This window comes from Rhizobacter sp. SG703 (assembly GCF_012275445.1).
Lineage (GTDB): Bacteria > Pseudomonadota > Gammaproteobacteria > Burkholderiales > Burkholderiaceae_C > Rhizobacter.
This window is the reverse complement of record NZ_JAAZQK010000021.1, coordinates 1-19,066: the sequence shown is the minus strand read 5'-3', so window position 1 is coordinate 19,066 and position 19,066 is coordinate 1. Positions and strand designations below refer to the sequence as shown.

The window sequence follows — 19,066 nt, the reverse complement described above, 5'->3', positions numbered from 1 at the left end:
AGCTCCGGCCTTCGCTGCAGTTCAGCGACAGGCGAGGTACACCTGCCGTTGCTGGCGAGGTGGAATGCCGATGGCGCAGTTCTGCTGCACATCCCGACCGAGGGAGCCTTCGTAGACGATGCCGGCCGCGACACCTGCCTCTTCGCGGCTCCGGATGCGGACGGATGCGATCACGGCGGACCCGATGCGAAGCGGCTGCGCCTGCAACGACTGCTGGCGGACGGATCGAGCTCCCGTCGCCGACAGCGTTGCGGACGAGCCGGCCATCGATGCGCCTTCCAGATAACGCCTGGCGAACTGCGTGTAGGGCCGACCGGTGTCGATGTCGACAAGCACTCCGGCGCGATCGCCCCCGGCGCCACGGACCAGCATCGCACCGATCGATTCGCCGACGCGCTGCAGGCGCAAGCCGGACCGCCCGGGATAGAGCTTGCGGAAGTCGTCGAACGGCTCGCCACTTGCACGCAACGCGAACAGCCGCATCGAGGGAAAGTCAATCACCACGAGATCGTTCGGCGCCAGTTGCTGCGGACTCAGCATGCCCGCGAGCTTTGCCGCAGCGAACTCGGGAATGGTCGGGATGACCTCGCACGGAACAGGCACGGTCACGTCCTTGCCAAGCTGGATCTGCAAGGGACGCCGGCAGGTCGGACCGCCCGCGCGAGCACGCAAGCGCGGTGCGGCTTCCGAGACGACGAGGCTCGGCGATGAACCGGTGTCGAGAACGAAGCTTTCGGTCCGGCCGCGAACATGCACGTCGACGACCGGACCGAAGCCTTGGTGGGCGACCTGCTGCGAGAACGGTTGATCGAAGCGCAGCGTCTGGGCGTGGGCCGGGGCCGCGAGAGCGGCCATCAAAAGGACCGGCGTGCAGGCGACCGAGCTCTCAACCCGGCCGGACGAACGCATCGACATTCCGTGCCTGGATTGCGCCTCTGACCTTGTCTGCCAGCGCGAGAACTTGCAGGAATCTGTCGGGAGAGGCGCCCGGGGATTGGAGGTACTGCGTTCGCATCTTGAGCATCAGTGCATCGCCCGACGCATCGAAAACGTCATAGCTCTTCCCGTCGAACCAGTACGACCTCTCGTTCGGGTTCTTCGGCTGGAACGACATGGCCAGCATCAGCAGGTCATCCGCCGACAACAACAGCGAATCGCCGGTGGCCAACATCCGCCGCACCGATTCCCGCACCTCGGTCGCGTCGGACCTTTTCTTCGCGTCCAGCAGCGTCTGCCTCGCGACCAACAGCGGATCTGCCCCATCCTTGGCCAGCGCCCTCAGTGAATCGACCAGTTCCCCGGCTTCCGCCGGAACGAATGCACCGCAACGTGTCACCCAAGAATCCGTCAATGCCAAGCGCTCGTTGGAAACCGTGCCGGTGGCGGTCAACTGTTTGGCCTGGCCTGCTTGAGCAATTTGTTGAATGCTCAGGTTGTCTCGCGCGCACAGATTGGCGGCATGAATCGCATAGAACCGTCCTCCCGACTCGGGATGATTTTTTGCCGCCAGTGCGAAAGCTCGCCAGTCTCTTGCCGTGGCGAACGTTCGCTGCCAATCGTTGTCGGCGGGAACGGCAGACGCCGCAGGCGACGACAGCGCCGCCGGGGCAGCAAGAATTGAACGATCGACGCCAGCAGGGGTGCTCGCAGGCGGTTCGTTCATGCGCATCGACGGTGTCAGCGTCGCCTCGATGTGCGAGGTCGATCGAGTGTCGGACATGAGTTGAACCCCAATGACCACGGCCACTGCAGCCAACCCGACGGCAAGAACCATCTGTTTGTGGGATTTCATCGCCGTCACCCGAGGCCGCTGGGGCATGTTTGAATTTCAAGCGAACTCAGTTCCACGATGGAGAAGAGTTCCGTGAAGGGGCGGCGCTGGTGGCCGCCCGATGCCTGGGCGATGCGACTTGTGGAGTGGCGCTACTCTGCAGGCGTACCCGGCCACCCGCAACGCTCCATCACTCCCATCGACAGATCGCGTTCAAGTGATCTCCCCGAGCCCGAGACACGCCTCCCGGCGCATCCACGCGGCCATCACCCCTCCGCCGTCTCCTGCCGCCCCTCCGGCAGTCGTATCACCCCGGTTCGATAGTCGTACTCGAACACCTCGCCGTGCCGCCCCCATTCGATCGCGGTGCGCAGCACGCGCTCGGCTTCGGCGGCATCGAGGCTGTCGCTGAGCAGGCGCAGGAACGGCTCCTGCGGCAGCTCGCCCGAGTCCTCCTGCTCCAGGCTGTGCCGGATGTGCGCGGCCAGCGGCACGCTGGCCAGCAGCTGCTGGCCGAACAGCTGCTGTCGCAGCGTGTGGTCGCCGTCCACATAGCGCCGCCCGAGCGGCGTCAGGTGCAGGTCGCCGTCGGCCAGCTGCGCCAGCCCGAGCAGCGACAGCCCCTGCGTCAGCGGCAGCAGCTCGTGGTCGGCCAGCTCGGTCTCCTCGGCCAGCTTCGGCAGGTCGGCGTGGCCGGCGAACAGGTCGTCGGCCAGCAGCTCCAGCAGCCCGTCCATGCGGCTCACGTCGGCCTGCGGCAGGCGGTGCGCCAGCGGCAGCGCGGTCGGCTCGCCGGCCGGGCGGCGGCCGGTGCCGGCCGTCATCAGCGCATACACCTCGTCGACCAGCTGCCGCACCTCGGCACTGTCCGGGTCGCGCGGACGCGGCAGCTGCACCGACAGCTGGCAGCGCACCCGCCCCGGGTCGCTCGCGAAGATCAGCACGCGGTCGGCCATCAGCACCGCTTCCTGGATGTTGTGCGAGACCACCAGCATCGCCTTGGTCGGCATGCGGCGCGAGGTCCACAGCGCGAGGATCTCCTCGCGCAGCCGCTCGCCGGTCAGCACATCGAGCGCCGAGAAGGCCTCGTCCATCAGCAGGATCTCTGGCTCCACCACCAGCGCCCGCGCGATGCCCACGCGCTGGCGCATGCCGCCCGACAGCTCGCGCGGCAGCGCGCCCTCGAAGCCCGCCAGCCCGATCAGCTGGATCGCCGCCAGGGCCCGCGCCGCCCGCTCGTCGGGCGCCATGCCGCGCGCCTCCAGACCGAGCTCGACGTTCTGCTGCACCGTGAGCCACGGGAACAGCGCGAACGACTGGAACACCATCGCGATGCCGCGCGCCGGACCGTGCAGCGGCTGCCCGCGGTAAGCGACGTCGCCGGCATCGGCCGGGATCAGCCCGGCCAGGATGCGCAGCAGCGTCGACTTGCCCGAGCCCGACTGCCCGAGCAGCGAGACGATCTCGCCCTCGGCCAGCCGGAAGTCCACGCCTTCGAGCACCGCGCGCGCGCTGCCGTCGGCCGAGCGGAACGACTTGCCGACACCCTTCAGTTCGATCAAGGTCTTCATGCCGGTTCCCGGTTCCTAGAAATGCATGCGGTCTTCGGCCAGCCGGTAGAGCCGGCGCCAGACCAGGTGGTTCATGCCCATCACGAACAGGCACATCACGCCGATGCCGAGCGCGATACGCGGAAAGTCGCCGACCGCCGTCATGTGCGCGATGTAGCTGCCCAGCCCCTTGGCCTGCAGCGTGGTGTCGCCCCAGGTCACGTACTCGGCGACGATGCTGGCGTTCCACGAGCCGCCGCTGGCGGTGATGGCGCCGGTGACGAAGCTCGGGAACACCGCCGGCAGCAGGTAACGGCGCCAGCGCAGCCAGCCCGACAGGCCCAGGTTCTGCGCCGCATAGCGCAGTTCGGTCGGGATGCCGCTCGCGCCGGCGATCACGTTGAACAGCAGGTACCACTGCGTGCCCAGCACCATCAGCGGCGACAGCCACACGTCGGGGTTCAGCTTCCAGCGCACGATGAACAGCACCGCCACCGGGAACATCAGGTTGGCCGGGAACGCCGCGAGGAACTGCGCCACCCCCTGCAGCCGCCCCGACCAGCGCGGGTTCAGGCCGATCCAGATGCCCACCGGCACCCACACCAGCGCGGCCAGCGCCGTCAGCACCAGCACGCGCAGCAGCGTGATCGAGCCCAGCACCAGCACGTGCCCGGCCTCGGCCCAGCCGACCTCGGCGTGGATGAAGCGCAGCAGGTGCCACAGCGCGATCAGCACCGCCGCGGCCAGCAACGCGTCCCACGCACGCTGCAGCGCCGCACCGGCCGGGCGCGCGCGGGCACGGATCGACGTGCCGTCGTGGCGGCGGCGGAACAGCGTCAGCGAGCGGCCGAACAGCGCCACGATGCGCAGCGCGAATGGCTGCAGCCGTTCGGTGCGGCGCAGCCAGGTCAGCAGCCATGACGACGGCGCGGCATCGCTGCTGCCCTCTTCGAAGCGGAACTTGTCGGCCCACGCCAGCAGCGGTCGGAAGAACAGCTGGTCGTACAGCACGATGCCGACCAGCATCGCGCCGATGGCCCAGCCGATCGCGTGCAGGTCGCGCAGCTCGATGGCCAGCGCGATGTACGAGCCGATGCCGGGCAGCTTGATGCTCTGCTGCGACACCGCGATGGCCTCCGACGCGACGACGAAGAACCAGCCGCCCGACATCGACATCATCATGTTCCACAGCAGCGACGGCATCGCGAACGGCAGCTCGAGCCGCCAGAAGCGCTGCCAGCCTGAAAGTTGGAACACGCGGGAGGCCTCCTGCAGCTCCGGCGGCACCGTGCGCAGCGACTGGTAGAGGCTGAAGGCCATGTTCCAGGCCTGCGACGTGAAGATCGCGAAGATCGCCGCGCACTCGACGCCGAACAGGTTGCCCGGGAACAGCGCGATGAAGCCGGTGACGGTGATCGACAGGAAGCCGAGGATCGGGATCGACTGCAGGATGTCGAGCAGCGGCACCAGCACCCGCTCGGCAGCGCGGTACTTGGCCGCCAGCGCCGCGAACGCGCAGGCAAACAGCAGCGAGGCGCCGAGCGCGAGGAACATGCGCAGCGTGGTGCGCAGCAGGTAGTACGGCAGCGCCGTCGGGTCGAGCGTCAGCGGCAGCACCTCGCCCAGCTGGTAGGGCCGCGCCATCTGCGTGCCGCCCCAGGCCAGCAGCACCAGCAGCGCGAGCACCAGCGGCAGCAGCGCCCAATCCCAGCGGTTGCCGCCGGACTCGACCACCTGGCGCGGAAAGAAGCGTTTGTCGGTCATCGGTGCGTGGAAGGACGGGGTGGTGCGGGCGCCGGGCGATTGTCGTCGCTGCGGGTGTCGGCCCGCGGCCCGGTGCGGGCGCGCATGCCCGGCCGTGTGTTGCGCCGTGTGTCGCATCGGCCGGACCACCCCCGATTCGCGCCCCCCGGCCTCCGGGGGTGGATCCGGGGTGACGGCCGGTGCCGCATTCCTACAATCCCGCGGATGCCCTGTCCTGCCCTCCCGTGAGCGCGATGCCCGCCCCCGTCGGCGACCTGCTGTGGGGTCCGTCCGGGCGCCGGCGCGGCCACGCCCGGCTGACGCTGCTGGCGCTGGCGGTCTACCTGCTGTTCTCGGCGGTGTGCTGGCTCGAGGTGCACCTGGGCATGATGCAGGCCGCGCCGGCCGCGTGGCTGTGCGCGACCAGCCTGGCCGGCATCTCGGTCTTCTATGGCCTGGTGCGCAGCGGCCTCAGCGAGCGGCTGTCGAGCGACCCGTCGCTGACGATGCCGCAATCGGTGTTCGGCATCGCGATCACCGCCTGGGGCTATGCGATCAACCCGCAGCTGCGCGGCGCGGTGATGGCGATCATGCTGCTGAACCTGGTGTGGGGCATGTTCGTGATGTCGCCGCGCGAAGCCCGGTTGCTGGGTGCGCAGGCGCTGGCGCTGCTGGGCGGCGTCATGCTGTGGAAATCGCGCACCGACCCGGCGCAGTTCCCGCCGCACGTCGAAGCGATCCAGTTCCTGTTCTGCGTGATCCTGATGACGGCGATGTCGGCGCTGGCGGTCAGCATGGGCCGGCTGCGCGCGAAGCTGCGGCAGCGCCAGGCCGAGCTGCAGGCGGCACTTGCGAAGATCCACCACCTGGCCACCCGCGACGACCTGACCGGCCTGGTGAACCGCCGCCACCTGACCGAGCTGCTCGATGCCGAGCGGGGGCGCCAGAAGCACCATGGTCAGCCGCTGAGCCTGGTGCTGATGGACCTCGACCACTTCAAGCCGATCAACGACGAGCACGGCCATGCGGCCGGCGACCGGGTGCTGAAGATCTTCGCCGACGCGGCGCAGGCCGCGCTGCGCGACACCGACGTGCTCGGCCGCTGGGGCGGCGAAGAATTCCTGCTGATGCTGCCGTCGACGCCGCAGGCGCAGGCGCTGCAATGCGTCGACCGGCTGCGCGCCGGCCTCGCCGCGGCGCCGTTCGACGAGGTGGTGCCGGGGTTGCGGCTGACCTTCTCGGCCGGCCTGAGCACCTGCGGCGACGGCGAGGCGCTGCAGGCCGCGATCGAACGCGCCGACAAGGCGATGTACCGCGCGAAGCTGCGCGGCCGCGACGGCACGGTGGTCGGCTGACTGGCAGACCGGCTGCTGAACTCTGCTGACAAAGGGTGTCAGGATCCCGGGCGCAGCATCCCTCTCCCAAGAGACGAGGAGATGCCCCGATGACCGTGATGACGCTGGAACGCCCGGCCCGTGCCGTGGCTGCTGACACCATTCCGTCCCCTTGTGCCATCGTCGAGTTGCGGCGCTATGCGCTGCACCCCGGCCGGCGCGAGACGCTGATCGAGCTGTTCGACCGCGAGTTCGTGCACACGCAGGAAGACTGCGGCATGCGCGTGCTGGGCCAGTTCCGCGACCTCGACGCACCGGACGATTTCGTCTGGCTGCGCGGCTTCTCGAACATGGCCGAGCGGCGCGAGGCGCTGGCCGCGTTCTATGGCGGCCCGGTGTGGCGCCGCCACCGCGACGCCGCCAACGCGACGATGCAGGATTCGTCGAACGTGCTGCTGCTGCGCAACGTGCAGACCGCGGCGACCCATGCGGCGCGGCCCGGCATGCTGCTCGCGGTGGTGTGCCAGCTCGACGCGCCGGCCACGCCGCTGCTGGTGCACCGCTTCGAGCACGAGGTGCGGCCCTGCCTGCAGGCGGCCGGCATGGAGGTGCAGGCTGTGCTGATGACCGAGCACGCGCCGAACGATTTCCCGGCGCTGCCGGTGCGCACCGACACCGAGGCGCTGGTCTGGATCTGCCGCTTCGACAGCGCCGCCCACCAGCTCGACTGCGCCGACCGCCTGTTCGCATCGGCCATCTGGCGCGATGCGGTGTGGCCGCGCTGGCTGTCGCAGCTGAGCGCGGCGCCGCAGATGTTCCGCCTGCAGCCCACCGCCGGCTCGGCCTGGCGCTGAAGCGCGACCGCATACAACCCGTTGGAGACCCCGATGAGCTACACACTCGACCGCACCGGCCAGCCGGACGACTTCGACTTCCTGCATGGCCGCTGGCAGGTCAGCAACCGCAGCCTCGCGACACGCGAGCCGGGCAGCGACGACTGGAAGGAATTCCCCGCGACGATGGCCTGCGAGCCGCGCCTGGGCGGCATCGCGAACGTCGACCAGATCGACTTCACGACGCAGGGCTGGTCCGGGCTGACGCTGCGGACGTTCGACATCGCGAAGCGCCAGTGGTCGATCTACTGGGTCAGCAGCCGCACCGGCCTGCTGTACCCGCCGGTGCACGGCGGCTTCAGCGGCGACCGCGGCGAGTTCTACGGCGAGGACGAGGACAACGGCCGCAAGGTGTTCGTGCGTTTCGTCTGGCAGCGCCTCGGACCGGATGCAGCGCAGTGGGACCAGGCCTTCTCGTCCGACGGCGAGGCGTGGGTGCCGAACTGGACGATGCGGATGGCGCGGGTGACCGGCTAGGCGCGGCCCGGCGGTCAGGATGGATCGACCAGGGCGTCGATGCAGCGATCGCACACGCTGGCGTTGCCGGCGTGGACGCCAAGTTCCGGTGCGAACGGCGACACGAGTGCCAGGCGGCCTTGCTGCAGGCCGCTGCGGTTCAGCCTGCCGACACTGGCCTTCAGCAGATCGCCGGCCAGCACGCTGACGGCCCGGCCGCCGACATCGAGCAGCGCCTGCCGACCGGCGCCGTACAGCAACGGCGGTGCGTCGTGCTTCAAGCGGCGCTTCAAGGCCGCCGGGTACGCCGCATCGGCGCGCGACAGCACCCACAGGCCCGCACGGCTCCAGCGCTCCAGCGACAGCGCCATCGCGGTGCCGCGTCCCAGCAGGAACACGATGCGTTCGACCGCGACCCCGGCCTCCTGCAGCAGGCCCGGCGCGGCCGGCCCGTCGGCCGCCAGCAGGTCGGCCGGCCGCAAGCCGCGCTGGTTCAGCGCGCGGGCCAGCGCGGCGTATTCGGGCGTCGACAGCGGCTCGAACGGCGCCTGCCGTTCGCCGCCGAAGCGGCCGCACAGCAGCAGGATCGCTTCGGTGTCGCCGCTCAGGCCTTCAGCGCTCATGTCGTCTCTTCGCGAGGAAGCTCATTTCGCCGACACGGCGGCCAGTGCGAACGGGTGCACGGCGCCCGCGCCGGCCTGCCGCAGCAGCGCGGTCGCGAGCGTCAGCGTCCAGGCCGAATCGACCAGATCGTCGACCAGCAGCACCGGCCCGGCGATGCCGTGCTGGTCGTCGACGGCATACGCGCCGTCCAGGTTCAGGCACTGGTGGAAGCGGTTGTCCATCTCGCGCTGCGGCGGCGTCTCGCGGGTCTTCACGAGGGCCGGCCGGAACGGCACGCCCAGCGCGTCGGCCAGGCGCTTGGCGAAGTCCGGCACCAGCACCGGCTGCCGCATCGACGGAATGCAGGTCACCCAGCCCACCTGCGCCGCGTCCGGCCACCGGTGGCGGACCAGGTCGGCCGCCGCATCGACCAGCTCGTCATCGAAGCGCCCCTGCGCCCGGCCGCGCGCCACCAGCTGACCCCACACCGGCTCGCCCCAGCGCGACAGCACCCGCCCTGTTTCGCCGCGCAGCCGCTGCGCGATGTTCTGCTTGCTCCAGCCATGCTCGGCTACGTACTGCGGCAGCGCCTCGATGTCCCACTGCTTCTTCAGCTCCAGCGGCATCTCGCTGTGCCGGGTGAAACGCTGCGCGTCGATCAGCCGCGCGCGATCGATCTCCACCGGCAGCAGCGGCCGGCCGAGGCACACCGCACAGCGGCCGCAGGGCTGCGTGCCGGCGTCGTCGAGTGCGTCGGCCAGGAACTGCATCAGGCAGAGCGCGCCGGCCTGGTATTGCTTCATCTGCGCCCATTCCTGCTCGCGCTGCCGCGTCAGGTGCGCGATGCGTTCCTGGTCGAGCCGGAACGGATGCGCGGTGCGGTGCCACGCGCCGTCGAGCCGCAGCACCGGCGAATCCGGCTCGACCACCAGCAGCTTCAGCACCTTCTCGATCTGCGACTGCCGCAGGTTGACCGCGCGCTCCAGCGCCCGCACGCTCAAGCCGTCGTCCGCCGCCTCCAGCGCGCCGAGGATGCGGTCGACCTGCCCTTCCGGCGGGAACGCGGCATCGCGGAAGTACGCGTTGATGTCCTCTTCCTCGTCGCCCGACAGCAGCACGCCGACCGCCGCTGGAATCGCGCGGCCGGCCCGCCCGACCTGCTGGTAGTAGGCGACCACGTTGCCCGGCGTCTGGTAGTGGATGACGAAGTGCAGGTCCGGCTTGTCGTAGCCCATGCCGAGCGCGGTCGTCGCGACCAGGCACTTCAGGTCGTTGCCGAGCAGCGCCTGTTCGAGCGCCTGCCGCTCGTCGTCCAGCTTGCCGGCGTGGTACGCGCGGGCGTCGATGCCCTGCAGCTGCAACCAGTCGGCCACCCGGTCGGCATCGCGCGTGGTCAGCGTGTAGACGATGCCGCTGCCCGGCAGCTGCGGGATGCGGTCCGCCAGCCACGCCAGCCGGTCGGCCACGCCCGGCAGGCGCAGGTTCTGCAGCGCGAGGCTCTCGCGCAGCAGCGGCCCACGCTGCACCACCACGCCGGTGCCGAGCTGCGCGGCCACGTCCGCCGCCACGCGCCGGTTCGCGGTGGCGGTGGTGGCCAGCACCGCGATGTTGGCCGGCAGGCGCGCCAGCACCTGGCCGACCCGCCGGTAGTCGGGCCTGAAATCGTGGCCCCAGTCGGAGATGCAATGCGCCTCGTCGATCACCAGCAGACCGATGCGGTCGGCGATGGCCTGCAGCGTGCCGGCGACGAACTCGTCGTTGGCCAGCCGTTCGGGCGAGATCAGCAGCAGGTCGACGCCGCCGGCCAGCAGCTCGTCGCGCACGCCGGCCCATTCGTCGCGGTTGGTCGAGTTGACGGTGAGCGCCCGCAGGCCGAGCCGCTGCGCCGCGTCGACCTGGTTGCGCATCAGCGACAGCAGCGGCGAGACGATCAGCGTGACGCCGGCACCCTGCGCCCGCATCAGTCGGGCCGCGACGAAATACACCATGCTCTTGCCCCAGCCGGTGCGCTGCACGCACAACACCTTGCCGCGGCGGTTCGCGATGTGGTCGATGGCGTCCCACTGGCCGGCGCGAAAGTCGGCATCGTCGCGGCCCATCGCGATCCGCAAGCAGCGCAATGCCTCGGCTTCGACGACCATGTCAGCCCCAGGTCTTCTGCAGCAGTCGGCGCGCCACGTCGGCCGCGCCGGCGTCGCCGGTCATGTGGGCGCGCACGATCGCGCCTTCGACGATCAGCAGCGCCTCTTCGGCGGCCTGCACCGGCTGCGGGTGGCCGCTGCGCCGCGCCAACGCGAGCAGGCAATCCTGCAGCTCGTCCTTGTGGCTTTGCACGACGCTGATCGCCTCGCCCTGCGCCGAGCCTTCGGCCAGCGTGTTGATGAAGGCGCAGCCGCGGAAATCGGGTTCCTCGAACCATTCGCGCAGCACCTCGGCGGCACGCTCCATCGCCGGCCCGGCCGCGTCGCAGCGCGCCTCCAGCCTGCGGGCGAACCAGGTCATCCAGCGCTCGTGCCGCAGGCGCAGGAAGGCCAGCACCAGGTCGTCCTTCGACGGAAAGTGCCGGTAGAACGACGCCTTCGCCACCTGCGATTCGGCGATCAGCCGGTCGATGCCGACCGCTCGGATGCCGTCGGCATAGAACAGCCGCATCGCCGTCTCGAGGATGCGCTGGCGGGGTTCGAGCGGGGGCGTTGCATCGGTCATGGCCCCGCAGTTTGACAGACAGATCTGTCTGCCTCAAGATGTACCCACGTAGACAGATCTGTCTACCTGCATTGGAGCCCCCATGGAAACACCCCGCCCGCCGCTGCCCCCGTTCACCGAAGAATCCGCCACGCAGAAGGTGCGCCTGGCCGAAGACGCCTGGAACAGCCGCGACCCCGACCGCGTGGCCGCCGTCTACACCGAGGACACCCGCTGGCGCAACCGCGCCGAGTTCCCGGTCGGCCGCCAACAGGTCAGGCTGTTCCTGCAGCGCAAGTGGGCGCGCGAGCTCGACTACCGGCTGATCAAGGAGCTGTGGGCCTTCGGCGGCGCGCGCATCGGCGTGCGTTTCGCCTACGAGTTCCGCGACGATTCCGGCCAGTGGTTCCGCAGCTACGGCAACGAGAACTGGGAGTTCAACGCGCAGGGGCTGATGGAACGCCGCTACGCGAGCATCAACGACCTGCCGATCACGCCGGAGCAGCGCCTGTTCCACTGGCCGCTCGGCCGCCGGCCCGACGACCACGCCGGGCTCAGCGCGCTGGGGCTGTGAGCACGGCGGCCGCCGGTGCCGCCTTCGGCTTGCGGAACACGATCACGTTGCCGGCCATCACCAGCACCAGCCCGAGCAGCGCCGGCGCGGTCCACTGGTAGCCCTCGACCCAGGCCGACACGTTCAGCGCGACCACCGGGAACAGCACGGTGCTGTAGGCGGCGCGCTCCGGCCCGAGCCGGCCGACCAGCGTCAGGTACGCGGTGAAGCCGATCACCGAACCGGGAATCGCGAGGTACAGCAGCGCGCCGACGTAGGTGGGCGACGGGTCGAACGCCCAGCCGACGCCGGCCGCGCCGCAGCCGGCCGCGAGCACCGCCGCGCCGACCAGCATGCCCCAGGCATTGGTGACGACCGGCGCGTGGCCGAGCGCCTGCAGGCGGGCCGACAGCATGTTGCCGGCCGAGAAGCACAGCGTGCCGGCCAGCCCGAGCGCGAGGCCGGCGAGCGTGCCGGGCGAGGCGCCGTGGCGCGTCAGTTCCGGCCAGAACAGCGCGGCCAGGCCCAGCATGCCGAGCGCGCTGCCGGCCAGCACGCGCGGCGCGAGCGGCCGGCCCAGGAAGACCCGTGCGTTGAACGCGTTCCACACCGTCGCGGTGGAGAACAGCACCGCAACCAGGCCGCTCGGGATGAAGCGGCTCGCATTCAGGAAGCAGATGAAGTTCAGGCAGAACAGGCACAGCCCCTGCGCCGCGATCAGGCGCATCGCCCGCGCGTCGGGCCGCTTCAGCCGCCCGGTGGCGGCCAGCCACAGGAACAGCACCGCCGCGGCCAGCGCGAAGCGGTAGGCGATGGACCACGGGATCGGCACCGGGCCGAGCTGCAGCTTCAGCGCGATCCAGGTGGTACCCCAGATCAGCACGGTGAGCACGTAGAGGAAGAGGTTCATCGCGGCGAGTGTCGGTCGCACCGCCCGGCCGCGGTTGCACAAAACTGCGGTTTCCTGGCGGCTGGCGCGTGCGTGCGTGCGAGGCGGCCGCTACAGTGGAGGGGCCATGGTGACTGCCCTCGCAACCGCGCCCGACCTGTCCCGCCACGAGGTGTTCGACGTGCTCGCGCACTCGCGCGCGCAGTTGCTGCGCAGCGCCTCGCTGGGCGACGGGCTGGCCGTCGCGGTGTGGCGCAACGCGGCCGACGCGACGCGCTACAGCCGGCCGTCGCACCACACGCTGTCGCTGTACCTGAGCGGCGGCCACGGCACCTGGCGGCGCGAGGCGCCGGACCTGCGCGGCGAGCCGGGCCGCCTGTGCGTGATGCCGGCCGGCCACGAATCGCGCTGGGTGGTCGGCGGCGAGCAGAGCTTCGTGCACCTGTACTTCGACGAGGCGCAGCTCGCCCCGCTGGCGGTGCGGCTGCTCGACCGCGAGCCGCGCGAGGTGCAGGTGCCCGACCTGACCTTCGTCGGTGACGGCCGCGTGGCCGGCCCGCTGCACGCGCTGTCGATGCTCGACTGGCAGGATCCGCAGGCGCGGCTGCAGGCGAATGCGCTCGGCCACGAGGCGCTGGCCGCGCTGCTGGTCGTGCATGCCACGCGCGGCCACCGCACGCCACCGCGCGGCGGGTTGTCGGCGCCGGTGCGACGGCGGCTGGTCGACTGGACCGAGGCGCGGCTCGACCAGCCGCTGACGATCGGCGAGATGGCGGCCGAGGCGGCGTTGTCCGAGCACCATTTCGCGCGGATGTTCCGCACCTCGTTCGGCATCGCGCCGCATGCGTGGGTGCTGTGGCTGCGCCTCGAGCGGGCCAAGCAGCTGCTGCGGCACACCGATGCGCCGCTCGACGAGGTGGCCCGGCAATGCGGGCTCGCGAGTGCGAGCCACCTGGTGAACCGGTTCCGCGCGCGGACGGGGGTCACGCCGGGGCAGTTCCGGCGGCTTCGACAAGCTCAGCCCGAACGGGGTGTCTTCCGTTCGCCCTGAGCCTGTCGAGCACCCTCACCCCTGCTGCTTCTGGATCTCCGCCGCCACCGCATTCAACGGCAGCGTCCGCTGCGCGCCACCGCGCTTGATCGCTTCCTTCGGCATCCCGAACACGACGCAGCTCTCCTCGTCCTGCGCGACGGTCTGCGCGCCGACCTTGCGCATCTCCAGCAGGCCGGCCGCGCCGTCGTCGCCCATGCCGGTCATGATCACGCCGAGCGCGTTCGCACCGGCGCTGCGCGCGACCGAGCGGAACAGCACGTCGACCGACGGCCGGTGGCGGTTCACCAGCGGCCCGTCGATCACCTCGACGAAATACTGCGCGCCGCTGCGCTTGAGCAGCATGTGACGGCCGCCCGGCGCGATCAGCGCGCGGCCCGGCAGCACGCGGTCGTTGTGCTCGGCCTCCTTCACCTCGATGCGGCACAGGCCGTCGAGCCGCGCCGCGAAGGCCGCGGTGAACTTCTCCGGCATGTGCTGCACGATCACGATGCCCGGCGTGACCCGGGGCAGCGCCGTCAGCACCTCTTCGAGCGCCTGCGTGCCGCCGGTCGAGGTGCCCAGCGCCACCACGCGCTCGGTGGTCTGCGTCATCGCCCGCGTGGCCGCCGGCAGGATCACGTCGGCGGTGTTCTTCGCGGCCGGCGTCGGCGCCACCGCCGGCCCCGCCGCCAGCCGCCGCACGTTGGCCTTGGCCGCCGCGCGCACGGTGCCGATCAGCTCTTCGCCGCTGGCCGTCAGGAACTGCTTCAGCCCGAGCTTCGGCTTGGTGACGATCGCCACCGCGCCGGCGGCCATCGCTTCCAGCGTGGTCTTCGCGCCGCGCTCGGTCAGCGTCGAGCAGATCACCACCGGCGTCGGCTTCTGCTGCATCACCATGCGCAGGAAGGTGATGCCGTCCATGCGCGGCATCTCGACGTCGAGCACGATCACGTCCGGCCAATCGTGCTTCAACCGCTCGATCGCGAGCACCGGGTCGGCCACCGCGGCCATCACCTCGATGCCCGGCGCGTCGTCCAGCAGCGCGGTCACCACCTGCCGCACCACCGCCGAGTCGTCGATCACCATCACCCTGATATTGCTCATGACAGCCCCTCGTCCGACGGGTACATCGGACGATCCCCCGCGGGGATGCGGGCCGGCTTGGGAACGGCCCGGCGCTCGGCCCGCCTCATGCCGTGCCATCCAACGGCATCGACGCCGATTCCGGGTTGACCTGACGCACCCACACGTCGCCGGTCGCCAGGTCGAAGATCATCTGGCGGTGCCCGTTGCCGAACAGGCTCTCGGAATGCACGCGGATGCCGTGCGCCATCAGCAGGTCGCGCGCCGCCTCGCCGTTGCGGCGGCCGATGTTCGGCACGACCGCCGCCGCCTGCTCGGGGAACATGTTGCCGCCGCCGAAGATCTTGGCCTCGCATTCGGCCGGCACGATGCCGCGCTTGTGCAACTGGCGCAGCATCAGCGCCAGCGCCTCTTCGCCGTAGCGCGCATCGGGCACGCCGCGTTGGCTCGGCGAACGCGCGGCGAGCAGGAAATGCGACATCGCGCCGATGCGCCGCGCCGGGTGCCACAGCGTGATCGACACGCACGAGCCGAGCAGCGTGCGCATGCGCAGCGGCGCCTCGCCCACCGCGTACTCGCCGGGTCGCAGCACGCGGTCGCCGGGATCGGCGCTGTCGAATCGGATCGTGCCGGCCGCCATCGCTTGCTCACGGTTTGCGGTAGATCGACGGCGCCACCTGCTGCAGCGCCGTGCTGATGTCGTTCAGGCTCTCGGAATGCCCGATGCAGAAGAAGCCGCCCGGCTTCAGCTGCTCGATGAGGCGCGCCACCACCTGCCGCTTGGTGTCGCCGTTGAAATAGATCATCACGTTGCGCAGGAAGATCACGTCGAACGCCGCGAGGCGGGGCAGCGCGGTGTTCAGGTTGACCTGCATGAACTGCACGCGGCCGCGCAACGAGCGGTCGACCAGCAGCGTGCCCTGCTGCTCGTCGATGCCGCGCAGGCAGAAGCGCTTCAGGTAGTGCTGCGGGATCTGCCGGCAGCGCTCCATCGGGTAGTGCGCCTGGCGCGCACGCTGCAGCACGCGCGTGCTGATGTCGGAGCCGGTCACCTCCCAGGCTGCGTCGCCCAGCGTGTCGGCCAGCACCATCGCGATGCTGTAGGCCTCTTCGCCGGTCGAGCTCGCGGCACTCCAGACGCGGAACGGCTGCGCGCGCTGCGGCGACGACGCGAGCGCCGCCTCGCGCAGCAACTCGAAGTGCTTCGGTTCGCGGAAGAAGTAGGTCTCGTTGGTGGTCAGCAGGTCGACCGCGGTCTGCACCTCGGCGCCATGCTGGCCGCTGCTCAGCAGCTTGAAGTACTCGGTGTAGCTGCCCAGGTTGCAGGCCTGCAGCCGCTTCGCGAGCCGGCCGCACACCAGCGCCTTCTTCGCCGACGACAGCGTGATGCCCGCCGCGTCGTAGATGAAGCGCTGGAACAGGCCGAACTCGTTGTCGGTGATGGTGTGCATCGCGCAGGTCCCGCCGGTCGGTCAGAAACGGGCGAACTGCGATTCGTCGAGCGCGCCCGCGCCGTTCGCGTGCAGCGCGAAACCGTTGTGCCCGGCCGCCGGTGCCGGCTTGCGGGCGCTCGCCTTGGCCCCCTTCGCGGCGCTGCCGGTCGCCTTCGGCGCCGGTTTGCGCGCCGCCGCCGGGCGCTGCCGTGCGGTGTCGGCCTGCGTCGCCAGCTTGAAGAACGACATCGTCTGCTGCAGCTGCTCGGCCTGGCTGCTCATCTCTTCGGAGGTGGCCGCCAGCTCTTCCGAGCTCGACGCATTCTGCTGCGTCGTCTGGCTCAGCTGGCTCACCGCCGCGTTGATCTGGCTGACGCCCGACGACTGCTCTTCCGATGCCGCGGTGATCTCCTGCACCAGGTCCGAGGTCTTCTTGATGTTCGGCACCATCTGGTCCAGCAGCCGGCCCGCCTTCTCGGCCAGCTCCACGCTGGAGCCCGCTACCGTGCCGATCTCCTGCGCCGCCACCTGGCTGCGCTCGGCCAGCTTGCGCACCTCGGCGGCCACCACCGCGAAGCCCTTGCCGTGCTCGCCGGCTCGCGCCGCCTCGATCGCCGCGTTCAGCGCCAGCAGGTTCGTCTGGTACGCGATGTCGTCGATGATCCCGATCTTCTGCGCGATCTGCTTCATCGCCGCCACCGTCGCACGCACCGCCTCGCCGCCTTCGGCCGCCTCGCTCGCCGCCTTCGTCGCCATCCCGTCGGTCACCTTCGCGTTCTCGGTGTTCTGCGAGATCGATGCCGTCATCTGCTCGATCGACGCGCTCGTCTCCTCCACCCCCGCGGCCTGCTCGCTCGACGCCTGCGACAGCGACTGCGCCGTCGCGCTCACCTCTTCCGATGCCCCCGCCAGCGCCTCGGCACCGCTGTTCACCTCGGTCACCACCTGCGACAGCTTGTCGACGGTGGCGTTGACGTATTCCTTCATCTCGGCAAAGGCGCCTTCGTAGTCGCGGTCGATGGTGCGGGTCAGGTCGCCTTCGGAGACCGCGCCCATCACCTGCACCACGTCGCCGATGCTGTCGCCGGTGGTCGACACCAGCGTGTTCAGGCCCTCGCCCATTTCCTTCTGGAAGCCCTGCAGCCCGTCGAGCTCGACGCGCGCGCTGAAATCGCCGCGGTTCGCCGCAGCCACAACGTGGCGTTGGCCGTCGATCACCTGCTTCAGCCGCTCGACCATCTGCTTCACCGCGAACAGCATGCTGCGGTCGTCGCCGGCACGCAGCACGATCTGCGCCGACAGGTCGCCGGCCGCCACCTGGTGCAGCAGCGCCGCGGCATGGTCGGGCTCGCCGCCGAGCTGCCCGCCGATCACGCGGGTGACCAGCAGGCCCAACCCGATCGCCAGCACCACCGAAACGCCGATCACGCCCAGCATCAGCGTCCAGGTGTGGCGCACCGTCTGCTCGGCGCCGTCGTTGGTCGCCTTCGTCTGGCTCGCAAGCTCCTCGATCACCTTGGCCATCGTCGCCTCGACGTCCGAGACCGCCTTGCGCGCCGCGCCGTTGCTCTGGTCGGAGGCCTGGTCGAACTTGCCCTCCAGCACCAGCTGCGCCGTCTTCTCGTTCTGCGCCAGGTAGTTCGGCAGCTGCGCGTCCAGCTCCTTCATCAGCGCCTGCTCGGTCGCGCTGAGGTTGGTGGCGCGGTAGGCCTTCAACGCGACGTGGAACTTGTCGAGGTGCGTCGCTGCGCGGCGGATGGTGTCCTTCACCTCGGCCGGGTCCTTCATCGCCGGCAGGCGCACGTACGAACGCGAATGCGCGGTCAGGCGCGCCTCGGCTTCGGCGATGTCCTGCAGCGGCAGCACGTTGTCGACGTAGGTCGTGCGGATCATGCCGCCCAGCTCGCTCAGGCGAGACAGGCTGTAGCCGCCGACCAGCGCGGTCAGCACCGAGCACAACAGGAAGCTCGCCAGCAGCTTGTGCGCCAGCTTCATGCGATGGAACCAGTTCATGTCAATCAGTCCTTGGAGATCAGACGGCCAGCGCGTTGTGCGGGCGGTCGGTGGCTTCGGCCAGCGTGCCCAGGTCGTCGAGCGACAGCACGTGGTCGACGTTGAGCAGGATCACGAACTTGCCGCGCACCTTGCCCATGCCGTGGATGAAATCGGTGCGGATGCGGGCACCGAAGGCCGGCGCCGGTTCGATGTCGGCGAGATCGATGTCGAGCACCTCGTTGACCGCGTCGACGACGACGCCGATCACCTGGCGCTCGCCTTCGGCCTCGACCTCGACGATCACGATGCAGGTGCGCTTGGTGACCGGGCTCGGCGCGCGGCCGAAGCGCGCGAGCAGGTCCATCACCGGCACGACGGCGCCGCGCAGGTTGATCACGCCGCGCACGCAGTCCGGCATCATCGGCACCTCGGTGAGCGTGTGGTACTCGATGATCTCCTTGATCGCGAGGATGCCGATCGCGAACATCTCGCCCGCCAGCATGAAGGTGAGGTACTGCGCCGGCTCGGCGGCGACAGCGCGCGCGACGGCGGTGGCCGGTGCGCGATGGGTCTGGACCAGTGCGGTCATGGCAGGACTCCTTGGATCGATGACACGGGGTCAGAAGCGCGCGAACTGCGATTCGTCGGGCCCTTCACCTGCACCGGCACCGGCAAACGCCATGCCGCCAGCGAGGTTGAAGCCGCCCGAACCGGCACGCTTGCCGGCCTTCGCGGCGCGGGTCGCGGCCGGACGGCTCGGCGGCGGGTTCGAGGCCTTCGCGACCTGTGCCCCGCCGCTGCCGGCCAGCTTGAAGAACGACATGGTCTGCTGCAGCTGCTCGGCCTGGCTGCTCATCTCTTCGGAGGTGGCCGCCAGCTCTTCCGAGCTCGACGCGTTCTGCTGCGTCGTCTGGCTCAGCTGGCTCACTGCCGCATTGATCTGGCTGACCCCCGACGACTGCTCTTCCGATGCCGCGGTGATCTCCTGCACCAGGTCCGAGGTCTTCTTGATGTTCGGCACCATCTGGTCCAGCAGCCGGCCCGC

The 19,066-nt window shown here is 70.1% G+C and carries 18 protein-coding genes and 1 pseudogene; 5 read left to right on the top strand and 14 right to left on the bottom strand.

The genetic code is table 11. The annotated features are described in order from the left end of the window. Positions 1 to 21 precede the first annotated feature (21 nt). From FHT26_RS29185 to FHT26_RS29170, 4 genes are all read right to left on the bottom strand, one after another. On the bottom strand, positions 22 to 909 hold the full coding sequence (locus FHT26_RS29185) for a hypothetical protein (RefSeq protein WP_168563585.1): 888 nt from the start codon (positions 907 to 909) through the stop codon (positions 22 to 24). Then, entirely contained in the window at positions 887 to 1,792 is a 906-nt protein-coding gene (locus FHT26_RS29180; protein WP_168563584.1) for a hypothetical protein, read from the bottom strand. The genes FHT26_RS29185 and FHT26_RS29180 overlap by 23 nt, the downstream gene beginning before the upstream one ends. A gap of 245 nt (positions 1,793 to 2,037) precedes the next feature. Then, the gene (locus FHT26_RS29175; RefSeq protein WP_168563583.1) at positions 2,038 to 3,342 is read right to left on the bottom strand and encodes an ABC transporter ATP-binding protein; all 1,305 of its coding nucleotides are present in this window, start codon (positions 3,340 to 3,342) and stop codon (positions 2,038 to 2,040) included. Positions 3,343 to 3,357: 15 nt separating this feature from the next. Further along, on the bottom strand, positions 3,358 to 5,085 hold the full coding sequence (locus tag FHT26_RS29170) for an ABC transporter permease (protein ID WP_168563582.1): 1,728 nt from the start codon (positions 5,083 to 5,085) through the stop codon (positions 3,358 to 3,360). A 233-nt stretch (positions 5,086 to 5,318) separates the two neighbouring features. Here FHT26_RS29170 and FHT26_RS29165 point away from each other — a divergent pair, with 233 nt between their 5' ends. The 3 genes from FHT26_RS29165 to FHT26_RS29155 all read left to right on the top strand — a co-directional run bounded on the left by FHT26_RS29165 (position 5,319) and on the right by FHT26_RS29155 (position 7,768). Then, positions 5,319 to 6,419, top strand: coding sequence for a GGDEF domain-containing protein (locus FHT26_RS29165; RefSeq protein ID WP_168563581.1), 1,101 nt, complete (start codon positions 5,319 to 5,321; stop codon positions 6,417 to 6,419). An 89-nt stretch (positions 6,420 to 6,508) separates the two neighbouring features. After that, positions 6,509 to 7,252, top strand: coding sequence for an NIPSNAP family protein (locus FHT26_RS29160; protein WP_246868155.1), 744 nt, complete (start codon positions 6,509 to 6,511; stop codon positions 7,250 to 7,252). Positions 7,253 to 7,285: 33 nt separating this feature from the next. Further along, positions 7,286 to 7,768 carry a hypothetical protein gene (locus FHT26_RS29155; protein WP_168563580.1) on the top strand — a complete coding sequence of 161 codons (483 nt, stop codon included), beginning with the start codon at positions 7,286 to 7,288 and terminating at the stop codon, positions 7,766 to 7,768. A 14-nt stretch (positions 7,769 to 7,782) separates the two neighbouring features. Here the strand turns inward: FHT26_RS29155 and FHT26_RS29150 are convergent, their stop codons facing one another. The 3 genes from FHT26_RS29150 to FHT26_RS29140 are packed head-to-tail and all read right to left on the bottom strand — an operon-like array spanning position 7,783 to position 11,056. Then, positions 7,783 to 8,370, bottom strand: a complete 588-nt coding sequence (locus FHT26_RS29150; RefSeq protein ID WP_168563579.1) for a hypothetical protein — start codon at positions 8,368 to 8,370, stop codon at positions 7,783 to 7,785. Positions 8,371 to 8,391: 21 nt separating this feature from the next. Continuing rightward, positions 8,392 to 10,491 carry a RecQ family ATP-dependent DNA helicase gene (locus tag FHT26_RS29145; RefSeq protein WP_168563578.1) on the bottom strand — a complete coding sequence of 700 codons (2,100 nt, stop codon included), beginning with the start codon at positions 10,489 to 10,491 and terminating at the stop codon, positions 8,392 to 8,394. Position 10,492: 1 nt separating this feature from the next. Further along, entirely contained in the window at positions 10,493 to 11,056 is a 564-nt protein-coding gene (locus FHT26_RS29140) for a TetR/AcrR family transcriptional regulator (protein ID WP_168563577.1), read from the bottom strand. A gap of 82 nt (positions 11,057 to 11,138) precedes the next feature. On the opposite strand from FHT26_RS29140, the gene FHT26_RS29135 reads away from it, so the two are divergent. After that, complete coding sequence (locus FHT26_RS29135; RefSeq protein ID WP_168563576.1) at positions 11,139 to 11,609, top strand: nuclear transport factor 2 family protein; 471 nt, start codon at positions 11,139 to 11,141, stop codon at positions 11,607 to 11,609. Here the strand turns inward: FHT26_RS29135 and FHT26_RS29130 are convergent. Next, complete coding sequence (locus FHT26_RS29130) at positions 11,590 to 12,498, bottom strand: DMT family transporter (RefSeq protein WP_168563575.1); 909 nt, start codon at positions 12,496 to 12,498, stop codon at positions 11,590 to 11,592. The genes FHT26_RS29135 and FHT26_RS29130 overlap by 20 nt on opposite strands. 109 nt (positions 12,499 to 12,607) lie before the next feature. On the opposite strand from FHT26_RS29130, the gene FHT26_RS29125 reads away from it, so the two are divergent. Further along, positions 12,608 to 13,528, top strand: coding sequence for a helix-turn-helix domain-containing protein (locus tag FHT26_RS29125; RefSeq protein ID WP_349238244.1), 921 nt, complete (start codon positions 12,608 to 12,610; stop codon positions 13,526 to 13,528). Positions 13,529 to 13,543: 15 nt separating this feature from the next. On the opposite strand, the gene FHT26_RS29120 is transcribed toward FHT26_RS29125, so the two are convergent. The 6 genes and pseudogenes from FHT26_RS29120 to FHT26_RS29095 form a co-directional block, all read right to left on the bottom strand. Further along, positions 13,544 to 14,614 carry a protein-glutamate methylesterase/protein-glutamine glutaminase gene (locus FHT26_RS29120; RefSeq protein ID WP_168563573.1) on the bottom strand — a complete coding sequence of 357 codons (1,071 nt, stop codon included), beginning with the start codon at positions 14,612 to 14,614 and terminating at the stop codon, positions 13,544 to 13,546. An 85-nt stretch (positions 14,615 to 14,699) separates the two neighbouring features. Then, positions 14,700 to 15,233, bottom strand: a complete 534-nt coding sequence (locus FHT26_RS29115; RefSeq protein ID WP_168563572.1) for a chemotaxis protein CheD — start codon at positions 15,231 to 15,233, stop codon at positions 14,700 to 14,702. Between the two features lie 7 nt (positions 15,234 to 15,240). Next, positions 15,241 to 16,044, bottom strand: coding sequence for a CheR family methyltransferase (locus FHT26_RS29110; RefSeq protein WP_168563571.1), 804 nt, complete (start codon positions 16,042 to 16,044; stop codon positions 15,241 to 15,243). A gap of 21 nt (positions 16,045 to 16,065) precedes the next feature. After that, positions 16,066 to 18,039 (bottom strand): HAMP domain-containing methyl-accepting chemotaxis protein, encoded by a 1,974-nt coding sequence (locus FHT26_RS29105; protein ID WP_168563570.1) that lies wholly within the window; start codon positions 18,037 to 18,039, stop codon positions 16,066 to 16,068. A 19-nt stretch (positions 18,040 to 18,058) separates the two neighbouring features. Continuing rightward, the gene (locus FHT26_RS29100; RefSeq protein WP_168563569.1) at positions 18,059 to 18,610 is read right to left on the bottom strand and encodes a chemotaxis protein CheW; all 552 of its coding nucleotides are present in this window, start codon (positions 18,608 to 18,610) and stop codon (positions 18,059 to 18,061) included. A gap of 30 nt (positions 18,611 to 18,640) precedes the next feature. Then, positions 18,641 to 19,066, bottom strand: a pseudogene (locus FHT26_RS29095) (methyl-accepting chemotaxis protein); the annotation flags it as partial.

Bases quoted from the DNA above. Each gene is read 5' to 3' on its own strand.
- FHT26_RS29185 (WP_168563585.1), bottom strand. From the start codon at position 909: ATGCGTTCGTCCGGCCGGGTTGAGAGCTCGGTCGCCTGCACGCCGGTC.
- FHT26_RS29180 (WP_168563584.1), bottom strand. From the start codon at position 1,792: ATGAAATCCCACAAACAGATGGTTCTTGCCGTCGGGTTGGCTGCAGTG.
- FHT26_RS29175 (WP_168563583.1), bottom strand. From the start codon at position 3,342: ATGAAGACCTTGATCGAACTGAAGGGTGTCGGCAAGTCGTTCCGCTCG.
- FHT26_RS29170 (WP_168563582.1), bottom strand. From the start codon at position 5,085: ATGACCGACAAACGCTTCTTTCCGCGCCAGGTGGTCGAGTCCGGCGGC.
- FHT26_RS29165 (WP_168563581.1), top strand. From the start codon at position 5,319: ATGCCCGCCCCCGTCGGCGACCTGCTGTGGGGTCCGTCCGGGCGCCGG.
- FHT26_RS29160 (WP_246868155.1), top strand. From the start codon at position 6,509: ATGACCGTGATGACGCTGGAACGCCCGGCCCGTGCCGTGGCTGCTGAC.
- FHT26_RS29155 (WP_168563580.1), top strand. From the start codon at position 7,286: ATGAGCTACACACTCGACCGCACCGGCCAGCCGGACGACTTCGACTTC.
- FHT26_RS29150 (WP_168563579.1), bottom strand. From the start codon at position 8,370: ATGAGCGCTGAAGGCCTGAGCGGCGACACCGAAGCGATCCTGCTGCTG.
- FHT26_RS29145 (WP_168563578.1), bottom strand. From the start codon at position 10,491: ATGGTCGTCGAAGCCGAGGCATTGCGCTGCTTGCGGATCGCGATGGGC.
- FHT26_RS29140 (WP_168563577.1), bottom strand. From the start codon at position 11,056: ATGACCGATGCAACGCCCCCGCTCGAACCCCGCCAGCGCATCCTCGAG.
- FHT26_RS29135 (WP_168563576.1), top strand. From the start codon at position 11,139: ATGGAAACACCCCGCCCGCCGCTGCCCCCGTTCACCGAAGAATCCGCC.
- FHT26_RS29130 (WP_168563575.1), bottom strand. From the start codon at position 12,498: ATGAACCTCTTCCTCTACGTGCTCACCGTGCTGATCTGGGGTACCACC.
- FHT26_RS29120 (WP_168563573.1), bottom strand. From the start codon at position 14,614: ATGAGCAATATCAGGGTGATGGTGATCGACGACTCGGCGGTGGTGCGG.
- FHT26_RS29115 (WP_168563572.1), bottom strand. From the start codon at position 15,233: ATGGCGGCCGGCACGATCCGATTCGACAGCGCCGATCCCGGCGACCGC.
- FHT26_RS29110 (WP_168563571.1), bottom strand. From the start codon at position 16,044: ATGCACACCATCACCGACAACGAGTTCGGCCTGTTCCAGCGCTTCATC.
- FHT26_RS29105 (WP_168563570.1), bottom strand. From the start codon at position 18,039: ATGAACTGGTTCCATCGCATGAAGCTGGCGCACAAGCTGCTGGCGAGC.
- FHT26_RS29100 (WP_168563569.1), bottom strand. From the start codon at position 18,610: ATGACCGCACTGGTCCAGACCCATCGCGCACCGGCCACCGCCGTCGCG.